The following is an 18,132-nucleotide window of genomic DNA, read 5'->3' on the forward strand; positions in this document are numbered from 1 at the left end:
GTCGTTTCGGATTTTTTTCTCTATGATGCAATGAAAATATTTGCGAAATTATTTGTGTTGACATTGTTATGATACAACAGCTAAAGAAAAACTCTCTTCTACAAGCAATCCTTGGGCTAATTAGTCTAAGTACTGCGACGCTTGCAATTGCCGAAAACAATGCACAGGGAAATAATGTACAGTCAGAACAACAAAATTCTGCCCGTAACGCCTATGCAGCTAACTATGCCAAAGGAGAACAGTTTTACCAGCAGTATTATTTAACGCCACAGCAACTCGCCGCATCAACACAACAAGGCAATATCAAACCGTCCACGCTCTGTTCGGGAACATGGGTTACACCAATAGGTCAAGATAGCAAAGCAGCAAGCGATCCCTCACAAACAACCTCCATCATTGGTGCGGACAAAGGTTATTATGATCCAGCTGGGACATCTTTTTTAGAAGGTAATGTCACCATTGATCAAGATGGCCGCAGTATCCGTGCAGACAAAGTTCAACTGGATAATACCCAAACCTATGCCAAAGCCGAAGGCAATGTACAATTGGCACAAGGCGGTCTTTTTTCCAAAAGCGAGGCAATTACCTATAATTTAAAAGACCAGACAGGCGACTTAAAAGATAGTTTCTATATTAGTGAACAGCAACAAGCGCATGGCTACGCAACACAAATCAAAAGAACTGGTGCAAATACTGTCGAACTGGAAAATGCCAGCTTCTCCACCTGTGAACCAAGTGCTAGTCCTGCTTGGCGGATTCAGGCAAAAACCATTGAATTAAATCAGGAAACAGGTCGTGGCATTACCAAAGATGCACGATTGTATATCAAAGATGTGCCTGTTCTGCCGATTCCGTATTTTAATTTTCCAATTGACGACCGCAGAACCACAGGCTTTTTGACGCCCTCTTTTGGTTATACCAATGATGGTGGCATACAGTTAAGTGTACCTTACTACCTCAATCTGGCACCGAATTATGACCTGACTGCAACACCACGTTATCTCGGTGGACGTGGCGTGATGATTGAAGGTGATTTTCGTTATTTAACCGAATCGTTTGGTGCTGGTAATCTCTGGGGCGGATATTTACCCAGTGATCAGCGTTACGATGATGAAGACCGAAAAGAACTGCATCTGCAACATTTATGGCAAATTGATCCGCAATGGCGTACCACACTGGATTTAAACTACGTTTCGGATAAAGACTATTTTACCGATTTGGGCAATTCTCCAAACAGTCAGGATCAGGTGTATCAGGAAAGAACTTGGGCACTGTATTATGCCAATGGCATTCCCGGTATTACTGCGCAATTAAAAGTGCAAGACTTTCAGACTCTCGACAAGAGCATTGCCGATGTAGAACGTCCTTATGCACGTTTACCACAGTTTATTTTTCAATATCAGGGTGGCGACTTTACCGGATTAAGCTATTCATTCCTCAACGATTCAGCTTATTTTAAAAAGTCACTGGATAACCCGACCGCCGAGATCGCCGAAAAAAATCCTAGCGGAACCAGAATTTATAACGAGGCTTCGGTCAATTATAATTTCCGTACACCGGGTATATTTGTGACACCGACTTTGACTGCCCGCAGCATCAATACTTTTTTTGATCAGGATACGACCAATACCGTCACCGATTCGGTCAATAGTAATTCCATCGAAAAATCTGTCGCCGTACCACAATTTACCCTTGATGCAGGCATGATTTTTGAAAAAGAAGGCAGTGTTTTACAAACCTTGAGTCCGCGCATTTTCTATGCCTATGCGCCCTATAAAAATCAGAGCAGTTTTCCAAATTTTGACAGTGCATCTGCCTCTTTAAGCTATGATCAATTATTTAGTCCTTATCGCTTTTATGGTCACGATCGTCTGGAAGACAACAATTTTGCCTCACTTGGTCTGACTTATCGCTTATATGATCAGATTGGTCTGGAACGCTTGCGAGCCAGTATTGGTCAAAGCTATTATTTTGCCGATCGTAGAGTTCAGCTCAATGAAACCGATCAGGTGGCAACCTCCAGTCGTACCGGTCCGGTGGTAACAGTCTCAAGCCAATTGAGCAATACCATTAATGTGGTCGGCAATGCGGCATGGCTCTCCAATGGTAAAAGTGCTTTAAATAATGTGTCATTAAATTATGCTGATGAAAAAGGCCGCTTATACAATCTTGGATATTATCACCGCCGTGAAGTCAGCGATCAGGGTCAACAACCTTATCAACAAGTTGCGACCTCTTTTATACAACCAATTAACAACAATTGGCGTATTTTAGGCCATGTACAATACGACATTGATAATGATCTTACGCGTGAAGTTCTGGTTGGGCTAAATTATGAATCTTGCTGCTGGGGCATATCTGTATATGGTCGCTCATATTATAATGACTTGGATGATCCAACCGCTTCAGATATATCACCCAAACGGGCAGTTATGGCAGAATTCTCACTTAAAGGTTTAGGTGGTCTGTCTGGTAAACTTACCTCTTTACTTGAAAATCGTGTGATCGGTTTTGATCATGTCAACCAAAATTGGACTCAACGTTAAATGAATGGCCATATTATGTTAAAAATGTTTCGCAATACGACACTGGCAGTTGCATTATTCGCTACATCACAGCTTTATGCAGCACAAGTGGTTGATCAAGTCGTTGCTGTTGTCGATAGCAGTGTCATTTTAAAAAGCGATTTGGATCAGGCTGTGGATGTTGTGAGACAACAATTACAACAACAAGGACAAACTGTCCCACCAGAACAGATTCTACGTAAAAATGTGCTTGATCAGTTGATCTTGCGTCAGGTACAGGTTGAACAAGTCAAACGTTTTGGCATCCAGCCCGATCCGGAAGCATTAAACAATGCAGTGTCTGCCATTGCAAAACAGGAAGGTTATTCTTCACTTGAGGCATTCCAGCAACACGTGGATAGCACTGGTGCAGGACGATATGCCCTGCTACGTGAACAGGTTGCAGAAGACTTAAATGTCACTCGCTTACGCCAGCAGCAAGTCATGTCACGTATCAAAATTTCTGATCGTGACGTCGATAACTTTTTAAAATCACCACAAGGTCAGGCTGTATTAGGTAGTCAGGTACGTACCCTGCATGTACGTATTGCACCAAAATCTGCAAACACAACGACCGAAGAAGTGAGCAATGTGGCAGCACAAGTCAAACAAGCTTTAAATGGCAGTGATGATGTGCAAGCCATTGCCAAACAATTTAGCAATGACAAGGTGGATGTTCAAGGTATCGACATGGGCTTTAGAGCACTGGCAGATATTCCGGCCGACCTCGCTGCCCGCGTCAGTGGTCTGGAGATTGGTCAAACCACCGATCTTATCCCTGCCAATGATGGTTTGCATGTGCTCAAATTACTTGAACGTAAAGCTGATGATAAGAAGGCGCTGGTAAATCAATATTCTACTCGCCACATCTTGATTCAGCCATCGGAAGTCATTAGTCCCGAAGATGCCAAACAACGTATCGATCAAATCTATCAACGCTTACAACAAGGTGCGGATTTTTCCGAACTGGCTGCCACCTATTCAGCCGATCCGGGATCAGCACGTAATGGTGGTAGTTTGGGCTGGGTAACACCGGGTGTCATGGTGCCAGAATTTGAAACAGTAATGAAAAATACACCGGTTGGACAAATCAGCCAACCTTTCCAGACACAATATGGCTGGCATATTCTAAAAGTGGAAGATACCCGTCAGGTCGACATGACCAATGAATACCAACGTCGTATGGCAAGACAGATTTTAGGCGAACGTCAGTTTGATGCAGAAGTTGATGGCTGGTTACGTGAAATCCGTGCCAATGCCTATGTTGATATCAAAGACCCTGCTTTAAAAGACGACTAAAACGGTAACTTTGACAGAATTTGATCAAGCTTGATTGCTATTCAACAAGCAAAATATGATCAACTCATCACAAATGCTTACGCATCAAAACCAAATCTTCGGATTTGGTTTTTTATTGATAAAATTTAGATAGATATAATCTAAGAATTAATTTTAAGATTGGCTAAAATGCCTTCGGATGAGAATTTACATGGCAAAAAGCCGCTTAAAATCTTAAGAAGCCATGCCAGTCGTGCTAAACTTCCTACACAAATTTCTAACCGTTAATCCAGATTGAGTGTAATAGAAACGATGAATCAATTTGTCCATTTAGGTATTCATAGCGAATATTCCATTACCGACTCCATTATTCGGATACCTGATTTGGTCAAAGCTGCATCAGCAGAAAAAATGCCTGCACTGGCATTAACGGACCTCTCCAATCTACATGCCGCTGTTAAATTCTATAAAGCCTGCCTGAATAAAGGCATTAAGCCAATTTTTGGTAGCGATCTTAGAATCATTGATGAACAGCACCGTATTACCCTGTTGGCAATGAATAATCATGGCTGGCGTAATCTAACCGAACTGGTATCCAAAGGATTTACCGAAGGATTAAAACTTGATATTCCGATTGTCGATAAAACATGGATTTTTAATCAATCGGATGATCTGATTGCATTGCTTGGTATCAATAGTGATGTCGGTCAGGCGCTATGTTCATCCAATCCGCAAAAAGCACAGCCTTTGCTTGAAGAATGGATTGAACATTTTGGTGATCGTGTGTACTTTGCCATCACCCGTACTGGTCGCCCAAATGAAGAATTATTTATCCAGCAAGCCTGTAAACTTGCCCAAAATTATAAAATCGGCATTGTCGCGCACAATGATCTACGCTTTATCAAACAGGAAGATTTTGAAGCGCATGAAGCCCGTGTCTGTATTGCCGAAGGTTATGTACTCGGCGATGACCGTCGGCCACGCACCTATAGTGATCAGCAATACTTTAAAACCGCAGTAGAAATGCAGCAACTGTTTACTGATCTGCCACATGCCATTGCCAATAGCGTTTATATCGCTCAGCGTTGTACGGTTAGTTTAACTTTAGGCGAAAATTTCCTACCCGACTATCCAATTCCACCTGAATTTACCACAGACACCTATTTTGCCCATATTTCCCGAGAAGGATTGGAAGAACGCCTGAATTATCTATATCCGGTCGAAAAACGTGATGAACACTGGCCGGAAAAACGCAAAAAATACGATGAACGTCTGCAATACGAAATTGATATTATCCTTAAAATGGGATTCCCCGGCTATTTCCTTATCGTGATGGACTTTATCCAGTGGGCAAAAAATAATGGCGTACCAGTTGGCCCAGGTCGTGGTTCGGGTGCAGGTTCGCTAGTCGCCTATAGCTTAAAAATTACTGACCTTGATCCACTGCGTTACGACTTACTGTTTGAACGATTCCTGAATCCAGAACGTGTTTCCATGCCTGACTTTGACGTGGATTTCTGTATTGCCGGACGTGACCGTGTCATTGATTATGTATCCCGTCATTATGGCCGGGAAGCAGTATCGCAAATTGCCACCTTCGGTACCATGGCAGCAAAAGGTGCTATTCGTGATGTGGCTCGTGTACTGGGTAAATCCTATGGTTTAGCCGATAAAATTTCTAAACTGGTGCCCACCAAGCCCTTGGGTGTTGATCTGGCCACGGCGCTAGAAATGGAGCCGCAACTCAAGGATATGGTCACCAATCCATCCAATCCTGAATATGATGATGCTGCTGAAATCTGGGAAATGGCACTTAAACTTGAAGGTATCACCCGTAATACCGGTAAACATGCCGGTGGTGTTTTGATTTCCCCGGGGAAAATCACCGATTATTCCGCAGTAAGCTGTGAGGCAGATGGTAGTGGACGCGTTAGTCAGTTTGATAAAGATGATGTAGAAGCCGTCGGTCTGGTTAAATTCGACTTTCTGGGCTTGCGTAACCTGACTGTCATTGAAGATGCAGTACAGAACATCAATAAACGCCTGCCCGCAGACCAACAAGTGGATATTTCCCATATTCCACTTGAAGATCCCGACGCCTATCAAATTTTTGCCAGTGCCAATACTACTGCGGTATTCCAGTTTGAATCCGTCGGCATGAAACGCATGCTGAAAGAGGCACGGCCAAGCAAGTTTGAAGAAATTATTGCCTTCGTATCGTTATATCGTCCCGGACCAATGGATCTAATCCCCGACTTTATCCATCGGATGCATGGCGGCGAATTTGAATATCTGCACCCTTTACTTGAAGGTGTGCTGGAACCGACCTATGGCATCATGGTGTATCAGGAACAGGTGATGCAGGCCGCACAGTATTGTGCAGGTTATACACTGGGCGGTGCAGACTTACTGCGCCGTGCCATGGGAAAAAAGAAAGTTGAAGAAATGGTGAAACATCGCCAAATCTTTATTGAAGGTGCAGCCAAGAAGAATATTGATGAAGCCACAGCCAACCATATTTTCGACTATATGGAAAAATTCGCAGGTTATGGTTTCAACAAATCACATGCTGCGGCATATGCACTGGTGGCCTATCATACTGCATGGCTAAAAGCCCATTACCCTGCTGAGTTTATGGCGGCGGTGATGTCCTCGGAAATGCAAAATACCGATAATGTGGTCTTTCTAATTGACGATTGTCGTAGTAATCATCTTGAGGTTTTACCACCTTCTATCAACATGTCGGATTATCGCTTTAAAGCCATTAAACCCGACACCATTGTCTACGGACTTGGTGCAATCAAAGGTGTAGGTGAACAGGCGATGCAGTCGGTAATCGACTCACGTCAACAGGATGGAGAATTTAAAGATTTATTCGATTTTTGTCACCGCATTGATCTGAAAAAGATCAATAAACGCACGTTGGAAGCCCTGATTCGGGCTGGTGCAATGGATTGTCTGGGAATAGAGCGTTCAACATTGATGGCACAATTGCCAGAAGCAGTTCAGGCAGCCGAACAAGCACGAAATAACCGTGAAACCGGTATTATGGACTTATTTGGTGAAGTCGAAGAAGTTCAGCGAAAACCTGTAAAACCGGTCAAACCCTGGAGTGATGAAGTTCGCCTCAAAGGTGAAAAAGATACGCTGGGACTCTATCTCACCGGACATCCAATCGATGTCTATCGAGATGAGTTGAAGTGCTTTATTCCACATCCCCTCAATGCAGTGACTGCAACCCGTCGTGGCGTGACCACAGTCTTTACCGGACTAATACTTGATGTTGCCCACTTTCCCAATCGAACATTGATCACGCTTGATGATGGGACAGCCCGACTGGAAGTCTCAACCAACCGTGAACGTTATGAACGCTTTAAAGATATTCTTCAGGTTGATAAAGTCATTATCATAGAAGGCGAAGTATATGAGCGTGAAGGGTTTGATCGCCCAATGGGACGCTTAAGCAAGGCCTTTACCCTGAATGAAATTCGGCAAAAACGGGCACAAGCCATTTATATCCAGTTTGATCAGCAGGATTTACCCCGCAATCTTGCCAAAGAGTTGAAGCACGCCATTGCTGATTTTATCAATATAGATCAGCAGGTACATATTCCAGTACGATTAAAACTTAACTTTGAATTTGCAGAATTTGAATTGCATCCAAATGATGAGTGGTGCGTCTATCCATGTGATGAACTGATGTTTAGACTGAGGGAAAGCATTGGGAAGGAACATATTCGAGTAGATTACAAAGTCAAATCCAAAGCTGTGCAAATCGTTGAATCAAATTATCGTTTGCAGGATGTCAAACCACTTAAAAATCCCAATCCAGATATCGATCCAGAAGGCATGTTGAAGGATGATTCTACTTATCATCTTGACGATTATGCCCAGTATTCTTAAGGTCTGTTAACATTTCATCAATGAATTGACCATAAAAAATGCTGCCTGATCCAGTCAGACAGCATAATGTTTCCGCTTCTTGTGAAAACTGCTAGATTAATAATGGTTACCCATAAAAATTGTGGTGATATTGCTTGTTGCGATTGCAACCAAGACATAGTCCCCATTCACTTCAAGCCATCGATGGCCTTTAGGCGGTTGTGGTAAATTGCGGCTTTGCCAATCATTTACATAATGGCTCTGACCTCTGTATTCCTGTGGTACAGCTTGTCCTCGGCGCCAATCTTCAGATGGTCGCGGTCCGTTATTTCTATTTTGAACTTGCTGGTTAGGACCATTATACCCTTGTGGGTTACCGCGTTGCTCCTGATCGTGTCTATGCTGATCATTTGATGGTCCCGGACCGTAATTTTGTTGATTCTGATTATTTCTTTGTTGATCCGGACCAAAATCTCCCGGCGCAGCAATAGAAAGCATACTTGTGGAAAGCATCGTAGCTGCCAGTATGGCAGTGAAAGTTTTATTTTTGAACATAGGTAACTCCTTCTTTATGAGATATATTCAAACAGTAAAGCATAGGTAAAATATGAATGAATTGAATCGTTATGTAACGCCTACCCTATATTATGCTCTTAATTCAGGCAAAGTTTTATACACCAACACCATTGATACGGTATTCCCATATCAAAAAATTAGCTAAAAATGACGTTTTATAAAATTTATTCTGCAATTCATTAAAATTATGTTCAGAAACTTATATAATCAATTCACTTATTTTCATTAATCAATATTGAATGTCCACCACCTCTAATCCTGTAAGTCTAAATCAAATCCGTATCGTCATGGTTAATACCACCCTGCCTGCTAATATTGGGGCAGCATTACGTGCAATGAAAACCATGGGACTCCAGCATCTTGTGCTGGTCAATCCAAAAACCTTTCCACATCCTGATATCGATGCACTTGCTGCCGGTGCAAGTGATCTAATCGCACAGATTAAAGTTGTTGATACACTGGAACAGGCGATTGCGGACTGCCACCTTGTGTTTGGTACCAGCGCCCGCAGTCGTACTATTCCATGGCCCTTACTGGATGTACGCCCCGCAGCACAAGAAATTATTCAAGCATCACAAAAACAGCAAAATATCGCGGTATTGTTTGGTCGTGAAGATCGTGGATTAACCAATGAAGAACTGGCATTAGCCAATTATCATTTAACCATTCCAGTCAATCCAGATTATGGCGTGCTCAATGTCGCACAGGCTATTCAGGTGGTATGTTATGAATTGCGTATGGCGGCTTTGACTGATCTGCCTGCTATTCAATCTGAAACTATGCCCTTGGTACAAAATCAATCCATGCAATGGGATGAACCACTGGTAACACAACATCAAATGCAGCAGTTTTATCCTCATCTCGAACAAACATTAATCGATATTGATTTCCTTGATGAAAAAAATCCGAGATTATTGCCTTTGCGCTTGCGTCGCCTGTTTGGACGCATACAATTAGACCGGATGGAATACCATTTATTGCGTGGCGTCTTTACCCGAGTACAAGCACTAGCAAAAGGTACATGGCATCCACCAAAACAAAAAAATACGCACGGAGAGCAATCAGATGTTTAAACAGCTTAAAGAAGATATTCAAGCCGTATTTGATCGTGATCCAGCGGCAAGGAACACCTTGGAAGTCTTGACCACTTATCCCGGTATTCATGCACTGATAGCTCATCGGGTGGCACATCGACTGTGGCAAAAAGAATTTAAAGGCACTGCCCGCACCTTATCAGCATTTAGCCGTATGATGACAGGTATCGAAATCCATCCCGGCGCAAAAATTGGTAAACGCTTTTTTATCGATCATGGCATGGGGGTGGTGATTGGTGAAACTGCCGAAATTGGTGATGATGTCACACTCTACCATGGTGTAACCCTTGGCGGGACCACGTGGAATAAAGGTAAACGCCATCCTACACTCGAAGATGGTGTGATTGTTGGTGCTGGGGCAAAAATCCTCGGGCCATTTATTGTTGGGAAGAACGCCAAAGTTGGCTCCAATGCTGTGGTGACCAAAGCAGTGCCGGCCAATGCCACTGCGGTAGGAAACCCTGCCCGCTTTATTATCAAAGATCAGCCTGAACAACGGGATCATGAGGAAGAACAAAGTTCAGACTTCCAGCCTTATGCAGCATCTCAGGAACAACCTGATACCATGCTCGAAGGTATCCGTATTTTGATGGACCGTCTACAAAAAAATGAATTACAGATCAAACAAATGTGCACACAACTAAGCAAACTTGATCCTGAATTTAAAAAACCACGTGTATCTCCTTTGTCAAAACAGGACAAACAAATTTTGGATGAAGTAAAACGTGAGTATGACGTAACAATTGATAATAAATTGCCGGATTAACGTAACTTAAGTTGAAAGAAAGACGTTTTTTTCCTAGACTTAGCTCTATTTCCTACATAAACAAAAAACCTGGATGATGACGATGAATTTAAAGCCTTTAATTGCAGTTGGAATGGGAACTATGCTGATCGCTGGTTGTTCGAATTTGCCAACCAAGCAAGATAAAGTACAAGCAACCACCAAAGTTGAACCCATTGTATTTACCGAACCTGCGATTACTGCACCATTTTATGCCTTAAATCCACATGACTACACCCAACCACCAGAATTTGAAGTAAATCTTCTAAATGCCGCCAATGCACCCGTGACCAAATTACAGGTTAATAGTGATCCAAGTAATCCAAATTCTGAAAAAGTTATTCTGGATAAAAATCGTTTTATTATCCCGTTGACCGATAGCAAGGATAAAGCCCTGAAGTTTGCTGTTCTGGCACAAGATAATGAGCTTGATGTAACTGAAATTGATGATTTTTTTAATCTTTTAGAAGGCAAAGCACGTCATTATCCTGTACGTTTTACCAGTACGCGTGAACGCGACGGTTATACCGATCGATTAAAAACAATTATCAACACGCTTGATCCGCTTGCATTAAAATCAAATGCTTCCTATGATGTGTTAATGCGTGCAGCAAAAGCCAGCAGTATGGCGCGTAATCTGGATATGGGCGAAATTTATGGCCCGAAAGCTCTCAGTTATGCCAAACGACTTTTGGCCATGAAACCAAAAGATCCAACCATTAATTTCTGGTTAGGTTTTGGCTTGTCCGAAGGTGGCGCATTTAAAGAAGCCATGCCTTATTTACAAAATGCAATAGATGCAGGCGTACAGGAAGCTTATCTGTCGATGGCAAACAACTACATCTATATGGAACAAAAGAAAAATGCCATCACAACACTGAAAAACTACAAGGTAAAATACCCAAGTGAAGCCCAAGTGGCCGATCAGCTGATTGCAGAAATGGATTCAGGTAAACGCTACAATGTATGGCAAATCATGAAGTAATTTATATAATTTTATCTCCCTAGCACCTTATAAAACAGGTGGCTATACAATCCATCAATGTAATAGATCAAGACCAGTCAAAATGAATGACTGGTCTTTTAAAAAGACTAGACACACGCCATTAAAATCTTTATTTTTAAATCTTCCTAACTCCCAACAAAACTCCTATTATGCTTAAAATATTGACACTTACATTGGGTATGAGTTTAAGTATTGGCATCCTTTCTGGTTGTCAGGTGGTCAGCGTCAAACAACAAAAGTTAGGCACCTCCTTAAGTAATGAACGTGACAATATTCTGACCAGAAATAAATTAAGTGAAGCCAGTCTGAATGTACTGTCCATGACCGGACAACAAGCCAATAAATGTATTAATCAGCCAGAAACCTGCATGAAAGAATTACGGCAGATTACGGAAATTCAGGATGAACAATTATTATCAACAGGAAGCGAAGTTTATCTTGCAAACGCCATTGAATTAAAGCAATCCAAAGAATGCAATCCCAAAAATATTGTGGTGAAGTTTAAAGATGAAAATGAAAAATTACAGATACAACAAAAATTAGACCAATGCTTAAATCAACAACTTGAATCCTTAAACCAGTCGATTCGTTATAGTTATGCCTATTTATTCTCAACCAAGCGTCCCCCAGCACAACGCTTATTTGATAATAGACAGGTACAGGTTCGGGATTTTTATAATCAAGCCATTGCCAATCTGGTCAATGCCTTTAATGATTCCCGTCAATCCGACCATACCGATTATAACTCTACTCTAAAAATGGGTAATAGCGACTATCATATTGATATTACACAATATCCAAATCTCAATTCGCTCCATCTGGAAAAATTAATTTCTACTTATAATTTAGGCTTTTCCGGTTTAAGATCAATCAGCCGTCGTGATGGTTTTGGTTCCGAGTTTACCCTGCAAATGGCAAAACCTGACACCAAACAATTTGATCAATACATGGTTAATCCCTTTATTCAAAGTAAAAATATTAGTGACCATCCCAATATTGTTGAAGCACGATTTTTAGCAGCCACCATTGTTGCTGAGCCAAGTCAAAGAGGTTCAGTTGATGAAATTCTTAACAGTAAAACATTCAACTTACGCCTCATTGACCCAAATTTTTATCAAAATATCGAGATCGCCCATCAGAATTTTCCATTGGCAGCCAACTTCTCTGCACCATATGGCTTGTGGCTAGCCAATGATAATCTAGGGGCAGCAGCATACTGGACATTAATTGATCGGGAACAGAACTTGATCATGCCACATCTGTTTATGCTTGAACCATATAATCCGAATAAAAAAGTCATTGTCATGATTCATGGTCTGGCCAGTAGCCCAGAGGCATGGATTGCTATGACCAATGACATCATGGGTGATAGCGTACTACGGGATAATTATCAGGTCTGGCAAATCTTCTATTCAACCAATATGCCGATCATCGAAAGTCGCTATCAAATCTATGCCTTACTAAAACAGGCATTTGATGACCTAGCCGTTAAATACCCAAACAAACCACCGCAACATGCTGTTCTGCTGGGTCATAGTATGGGTGGTGTCATCAGTCGTTTACTGGTAAGTGATGATGACTTTACCCCTCAAATCCTCAGTTATCTGCAAAAAAATAATTTACGCAAATATGAACGGGTTAAAAATTTCGGTCCTGCTCAAGATCGTTTAACCATGCATGCGCTGACACCGCCAATTGACCGAGCCATTTTTGTCGCATCACCATTTAGAGGTACGGATTTTGCAGATCGTTGGTTTACTTTAGCTGCTCGTAAAATCATCAAATTGCCACAAAGCTTTTTAACCGCAAGCTTTGAAACCATTAGCCATGGTTTATCCGGTGATTTAACCACAGATTATTTAAAACAATTTGGTAAGGACTTCTTGCAAAATGGTCCAAGTGATCTCAGTAAAAAATCAGCATTTATGCAAATTACCGCAAATACCAAAATTTCACCGAAGGTCAAATATCACGTAATTATGGGCAACGATACCAATTCCAATGATACCAAGACCATCACTGACGGTATTGTGCCGTATTACAGTGCCCATCTGGATGGTGCCCAATCGGAAAAAATAATTCATGGTGGACATTCCATTCAATATAGTCCGGAAGCAGTATTGGAGCTGCGACGTATTTTAAGATTACATTTACAGGAATTAGGACGTATTGAGAAGTAATCATATATTAAATTTAAGCTAAAAATAAAGTATTTTTATACTTTCCTTGTAAAAAACTTTAACACAAAAAAAGCCTTGCATCGTAAAATACAAGGCTTTTTTATAATAAAGATTATTCTTTATCTTTGGTTTCAATCCGTTTTTGCTCAGGTTCAACTTCTCTTGCTTCACCATCTATAATATTGGCGTCGTTGCTGGCACCCCGTCCACCCATTTGTCCACGTTGCATTTCTTCCATTTGGCGCATGATGTCTGCAAAAGGATTACCTTGACCTGATGCACCGCTCATACCCCCCATACCGCCCATCATTTTTTCCATCATGGCTTGCTGGCGTTTTTGCATGGCATCAATCGCTGCTTTTTTAAAGACATTTTGCACCGCAGGAATCAGCATCAATAACGCGACCACATCGGTGAGTAAACCAGGAATCATTAATAAGAATCCTGCAATTGCCCGAGTCATGTATTTACTGACCTGAGGATCGCTACTCATTTGACCAGTCATCTGCATTTGTTGCATTTGCGGCATAATATGTGAGGTACTGCCACGTATCATATTCAGACCAATGAAAAAAGCAGCAATAAACCAGAAAAACACATACCAACCACTGCCGACCCAATCTCCGACCACGATCCATGTCACAATTTCAGCGACAATTGCAATTAAAATAAATAAAATCAGTCCCATAAATATTGATGCCTGTCTTAAGGTTGTACTCGGAGTTAGAACGCAAATAGAAGTTAAACTTTATAGCACAGCAAGTTTTTTACGTCTATTTATGTAACAATAAGGGTGAATCAAAAAATTTAAAGGGCAAGATGACATTAATTATCGGCATTGATCCGGGATCACGTTTGACCGGTTATGGCATTATCGAAAAAGAAGGGTCAAAATTACGTTTTGTCGATGCCGGTACAATCCGTACCGAAAGTCAGGATATCCCAGATCGGCTTAAAAAAATTTTTGCGGGTGTGGATCGTATCGTTAAATTTCATCAACCAACCGAAGCCGCAGTTGAACAGGTATTTATGGCGCAGAATCCAGATTCTGCTTTAAAACTCGGACAGGCACGTGGTGCAGCGATTGCAGCACTGGTCAATCTGGATCTGGCAGTTTCCGAATACACCGCCCGACAAATCAAGCAATCGGTTGTTGGTTATGGTGCAGCCGATAAAGAACAGGTCCAAATGATGGTGATGCGTTTACTCAATCTTTCCATTAAACCACAAGCAGATGCCGCCGATGCGCTTGCCGCAGCCATTTGCCACGCACACGCCTCTGGCAGCTTAAATAAAATGGCAGTTCTCAATGCCTTGGGTGGTATGGCAAGAGGTCGTGGTCGCGGCTTAAGACGACGTTAATCCGTTTATTTAAATCAATATATTACAACTTTGTCGCAAAGCGCTTGCCACTGCCTTGAGACAAGCCTCTTTAATGATATCAATCACCATAAAGAGGCTTGTGTTCTACATTTAGATTAAACCAAAGCTTCCTGTGGCATAGCGTGCTGTTGTCTTTGCTTTGTAATTTTACTTGCCAATTGCTCAAGTGCATGTGCCGTTTTTTCCCAGCCCAGACAACCATCGGTAATTGAACAGCCATATTGCATAGGTTCGGCATCAATACTCTGTTTGCCATGAACCAAATGACTTTCGATCATTACACCTTTTACGCCTGTTGAGTTCAGCTCTTCGGCAATCGTTGATAAAACCTCTGGCTGCAAATCTGGATTTTTCTGGCTATTGCCATGACTACAATCGACAATAATGGCAGGATTCATACCACGTTTGCCATAGCTTTGTGCAACAGCATGAATCGAATGTCGATCATAATTGGTGCCATGATTACTACCACGTAAAATGATCTGTAAACTGTCATTACCACTGCTTGTCAACATTGCCGGCTGTCCAGCACTGTTCATGCCAAAAAACTTATGTGGTAAAGACGCAGATTGAATCGCATCCAGTGCAATATTCACATTACCATCAGTGCCATTTTTAAAACCAATTGCATAAGGTAAACGACTGGCAATTTCACGGTGAATTTGTGATTCACTGGTACGCGCTCCGATTGCACCCCAACTATATAAATCATCAAAATATGTCGCCAGCATTGGATTCAAAACTTCTGTCGCCAGCGCTAAACCTAATTCAGCCAGATCAATTAACAGTTTTCGACTTAAGATTAAGCCCTGCTGCATATCACTTTTATTTTTTAAGCTCGGATCATAGACAAAACCTTTCCAACCGACGGTACTGCGTGGTTTTTCCAGATAAGCCCGCATCACAATTTTTAAGCTATGTTGGTGTTGATCTGCAAATTTTTTCAGGCGCTTGGCATATTCTAATACTGCGTCTGGATCATGAATTGAGCATGGACCGACAATCACCAGAAATCTGGCATCATCACCATTTAAAATATTTTTAATTTCTTGCCGATGTTGATAAATATTTTGTTGTAATTGTTCAGAAATCGCCAAAGACTGTTTAAGCTGGCATGGCGTTGCCAGAACAGTTTCAGAGGATACAGCGTGATTTATTTGTGCATTAAGTTTTGACATGATGGATGACTCGCTAAAATATTTAAGGATGCTGGTTGATGCTGTGTCAAAGTCCAATACTGATAAAATCGTGCGCTGCTAAAAAATTGATATGTCATGTTGTGATTACTCCGATAAATTACACATATAAAAAAACCTGACCGGGGTTGCCGATCAGGTATTAACTGGGTGGGCAACCTTTATTTTGCCCAAACGCATTCAGGCAATTAACTAAATTGCCAAAAATAATAAGATGCGTTGTGAATTAAAGGTTGCTTTAACATTTGCTTTCAAAAATATAAAACTTGCACTTACAGTACCCGCTACGATGCCGTTTGACAAGTTTTTTTTAAGATTTATGTATAAAAAATTGGCATGATATTTTGAGATGAGTATTCATCAATGGGAATAAAACCTTGACTAAAAAAGATACAATTCTTATCATTCCACTATCCCGTTATTATTACCCCATCATTATTTTTTGAGTCTACGCCAATGAAGTAAGTTTTGTTTCATCAATTCAGTTTTTCTATTTTTAAATGATTTGATGTGCAAAACAATCTGACCTTGGTACTGATTTCAATTTTCTCTTTGTAATTTCAAAATTTTTCCATTCTAAGATTTGGTTTTGTACATCCTGTATGAGGAAACACTATGTCCCGTCAGGCATGTATTATTCGTTCGCTGTCTGTTACTTTTACTCAGCATTGTCTTTTTCAGCAATTAAGTTTTCAACTCCCTTTTGCCCAATGTGCTGCCTTAATTGGACGTAATGGTCAGGGTAAATCCTTGCTCATGTCGATGCTAAATCACTTCGATCCTGCATTGGCAACCGGGGAAATTGACTGGCGATGCCAATATGCTTATCTCGCACAATTTCATACACCCGCAGCGACCATTGCCGAAGCGCTGGATGTGCAGGAGCTTTATCAGATATTTCAACGTATTGAACATAATCAGGCCAGTTTCTCCGATTTTGATCGTGTCGAGCAACTTTGGCATCTACCTCAGCAGTGGCAGCAAATCCTGAATGATGCCAGTCTTCCAATAGACTTGTCTTTTCCGTGTGATCAGTTAAGTGAAGGGCAAAAAACCAAACTGGCATTGTGTCGATTATTTCTATTAAAAGATCATTATCTGTTATTGGATGAACCTAGCAATCATCTTGATGCAGCAAATCGCCAATGGCTGATTCGGTCTTTGCAGCAACATCCGGCAGGTTGTCTTGTGATTAGCCATGAACGGAACTTGCTTAGACAGATGCAGCATATTTATGCCTTACAGGACAATGCTATTCACTATTATCAGGGAAATTATGATCATTATCTAACGCAACACCAGTTACAGGTTGAGGCTTTGGCACGCAATGTAAACCAACAAAAACGTGAGTTAAAGCAACTTAAAATCCAGCAACATGATAGCTTGATGAAAGCGCAAAAACGGCAACAGACTGGCAAGAAAATCCGTGAATCGGGTTCACAAGCGAAAATATTACTGGATTATCAAAAGGAACAGGCAACTCAAAGTCAGTCTGCCCTCAAACAACAGCAACAGCGGCAAATTCAGCAATCGCGACAACAATTGCAGGAAAAACAACTGCAACTGGAAAAGACACAATCACAACGCTTTCAATTTTCTTTTCCGCAGCACAAAACCGGCGAAATCCTGCGGTTGAAAGATGTCATGCTGCCCTTTGCTTCACAGCAAAAAATTACGCTGGCATTATCTGCGGGAGAAAAAATACATATGGTCGGGAACAATGGTGTTGGAAAATCTACCCTGTTAAAAACCATTGCAGGTTTGTTAAAGTCAAAATCGGGTGATATTTTTTGTAAGGCCAAACTGTTATATCTGGATCAGAATTTTTATTTTGGCGATCAACAATTAAATGCGCTTGCACAGTTAAAACCGTTTAATCCGCAATATAGTGATAGTGAATGGCGTAATTTACTTGGACAATTGGGAATTCGTGGTGATAAAGCACTTTATCCCTTGCATCAACTCAGTGGTGGTGAAAAATTAAAAGTCGCCTTATTAGGTTTAAGCCAACATGCAGAAGCAGTTGATTTATTATTGCTTGATGAGCCGGAAAATCATCTGGATATTGAATCAAGGGAATTACTAGCCGCAGCTATTTCTTCCTTTACAGGTGCAGTTATATTGGTATCACACGATCAAAATTTTGTTGAAGAATGTGGCATAAACACCACCTTCATACTCAGTTAAAA

General features: G+C 41.3%; 12 protein-coding genes. 9 read left to right on the forward strand and 3 right to left on the reverse strand.

The window, feature by feature from the left end:
• Positions 1–68: 68 nt before the first annotated feature.
• From CAP51_RS09600 to dnaE, 3 genes are all read left to right on the forward strand, one after another.
• On the forward strand, positions 69–2,546 hold the full coding sequence (locus CAP51_RS09600) for an LPS-assembly protein LptD (protein WP_087620543.1): 2,478 nt from the start codon (positions 69–71) through the stop codon (positions 2,544–2,546).
• The gene (locus tag CAP51_RS09605) at positions 2,547–3,863 is read left to right on the forward strand and encodes a peptidylprolyl isomerase (RefSeq protein ID WP_087620544.1); all 1,317 of its coding nucleotides are present in this window, start codon (positions 2,547–2,549) and stop codon (positions 3,861–3,863) included.
• 291 nt (positions 3,864–4,154) lie between these two features.
• Positions 4,155–7,745, forward strand: a complete 3,591-nt coding sequence (gene dnaE, locus CAP51_RS09610) for a DNA polymerase III subunit alpha (RefSeq protein WP_087620545.1) — start codon at positions 4,155–4,157, stop codon at positions 7,743–7,745.
• Between the two features lie 96 nt (positions 7,746–7,841).
• Here dnaE and CAP51_RS09615 read toward each other — a convergent pair whose 3' ends face one another.
• Positions 7,842–8,279 carry an RcnB family protein gene (locus tag CAP51_RS09615; protein WP_087620546.1) on the reverse strand — a complete coding sequence of 146 codons (438 nt, stop codon included), beginning with the start codon at positions 8,277–8,279 and terminating at the stop codon, positions 7,842–7,844.
• A gap of 260 nt (positions 8,280–8,539) precedes the next feature.
• Here CAP51_RS09615 and CAP51_RS09620 point away from each other — a divergent pair, with 260 nt between their 5' ends.
• From CAP51_RS09620 to CAP51_RS09635, 4 genes are all read left to right on the forward strand, one after another.
• Entirely contained in the window at positions 8,540–9,373 is an 834-nt protein-coding gene (locus CAP51_RS09620; RefSeq protein WP_087620547.1) for an RNA methyltransferase, read from the forward strand.
• Positions 9,366–10,160, forward strand: a complete 795-nt coding sequence (gene cysE, locus CAP51_RS09625) for a serine O-acetyltransferase (RefSeq protein WP_087620548.1) — start codon at positions 9,366–9,368, stop codon at positions 10,158–10,160. Before CAP51_RS09620 ends, cysE begins: the two co-directional genes overlap by 8 nt.
• An 82-nt stretch (positions 10,161–10,242) precedes the next feature.
• On the forward strand, positions 10,243–11,163 hold the full coding sequence (locus CAP51_RS09630) for an ABUW_2363 family tetratricopeptide repeat lipoprotein (RefSeq protein WP_087620549.1): 921 nt from the start codon (positions 10,243–10,245) through the stop codon (positions 11,161–11,163).
• Positions 11,164–11,363: 200 nt separating this feature from the next.
• On the forward strand, positions 11,364–13,364 hold the full coding sequence (locus CAP51_RS09635) for a lipase family alpha/beta hydrolase (RefSeq protein WP_245809122.1): 2,001 nt from the start codon (positions 11,364–11,366) through the stop codon (positions 13,362–13,364).
• Between the two features lie 112 nt (positions 13,365–13,476).
• Here CAP51_RS09635 and CAP51_RS09640 read toward each other — a convergent pair whose 3' ends face one another.
• Positions 13,477–14,052, reverse strand: coding sequence for an FxsA family protein (locus CAP51_RS09640; protein ID WP_087620551.1), 576 nt, complete (start codon positions 14,050–14,052; stop codon positions 13,477–13,479).
• A 131-nt stretch (positions 14,053–14,183) separates the two neighbouring features.
• On the opposite strand from CAP51_RS09640, the gene ruvC reads away from it, so the two are divergent.
• Positions 14,184–14,726, forward strand: coding sequence for a crossover junction endodeoxyribonuclease RuvC (gene ruvC, locus CAP51_RS09645; protein WP_087620552.1), 543 nt, complete (start codon positions 14,184–14,186; stop codon positions 14,724–14,726).
• Between the two features lie 116 nt (positions 14,727–14,842).
• Here the strand turns inward: ruvC and CAP51_RS09650 are convergent, their stop codons facing one another.
• Complete coding sequence (locus CAP51_RS09650) at positions 14,843–15,925, reverse strand: 3-deoxy-7-phosphoheptulonate synthase (RefSeq protein WP_087620553.1); 1,083 nt, start codon at positions 15,923–15,925, stop codon at positions 14,843–14,845.
• Positions 15,926–16,558: 633 nt separating this feature from the next.
• On the opposite strand from CAP51_RS09650, the gene CAP51_RS09655 reads away from it, so the two are divergent.
• Positions 16,559–18,130, forward strand: a complete 1,572-nt coding sequence (locus CAP51_RS09655; RefSeq protein WP_087620554.1) for an ATP-binding cassette domain-containing protein — start codon at positions 16,559–16,561, stop codon at positions 18,128–18,130.
• Positions 18,131–18,132: the final 2 nt, after the last annotated feature.

The organism is Acinetobacter populi, assembly GCF_002174125.1.
GTDB lineage: Bacteria > Pseudomonadota > Gammaproteobacteria > Pseudomonadales > Moraxellaceae > Acinetobacter > Acinetobacter populi.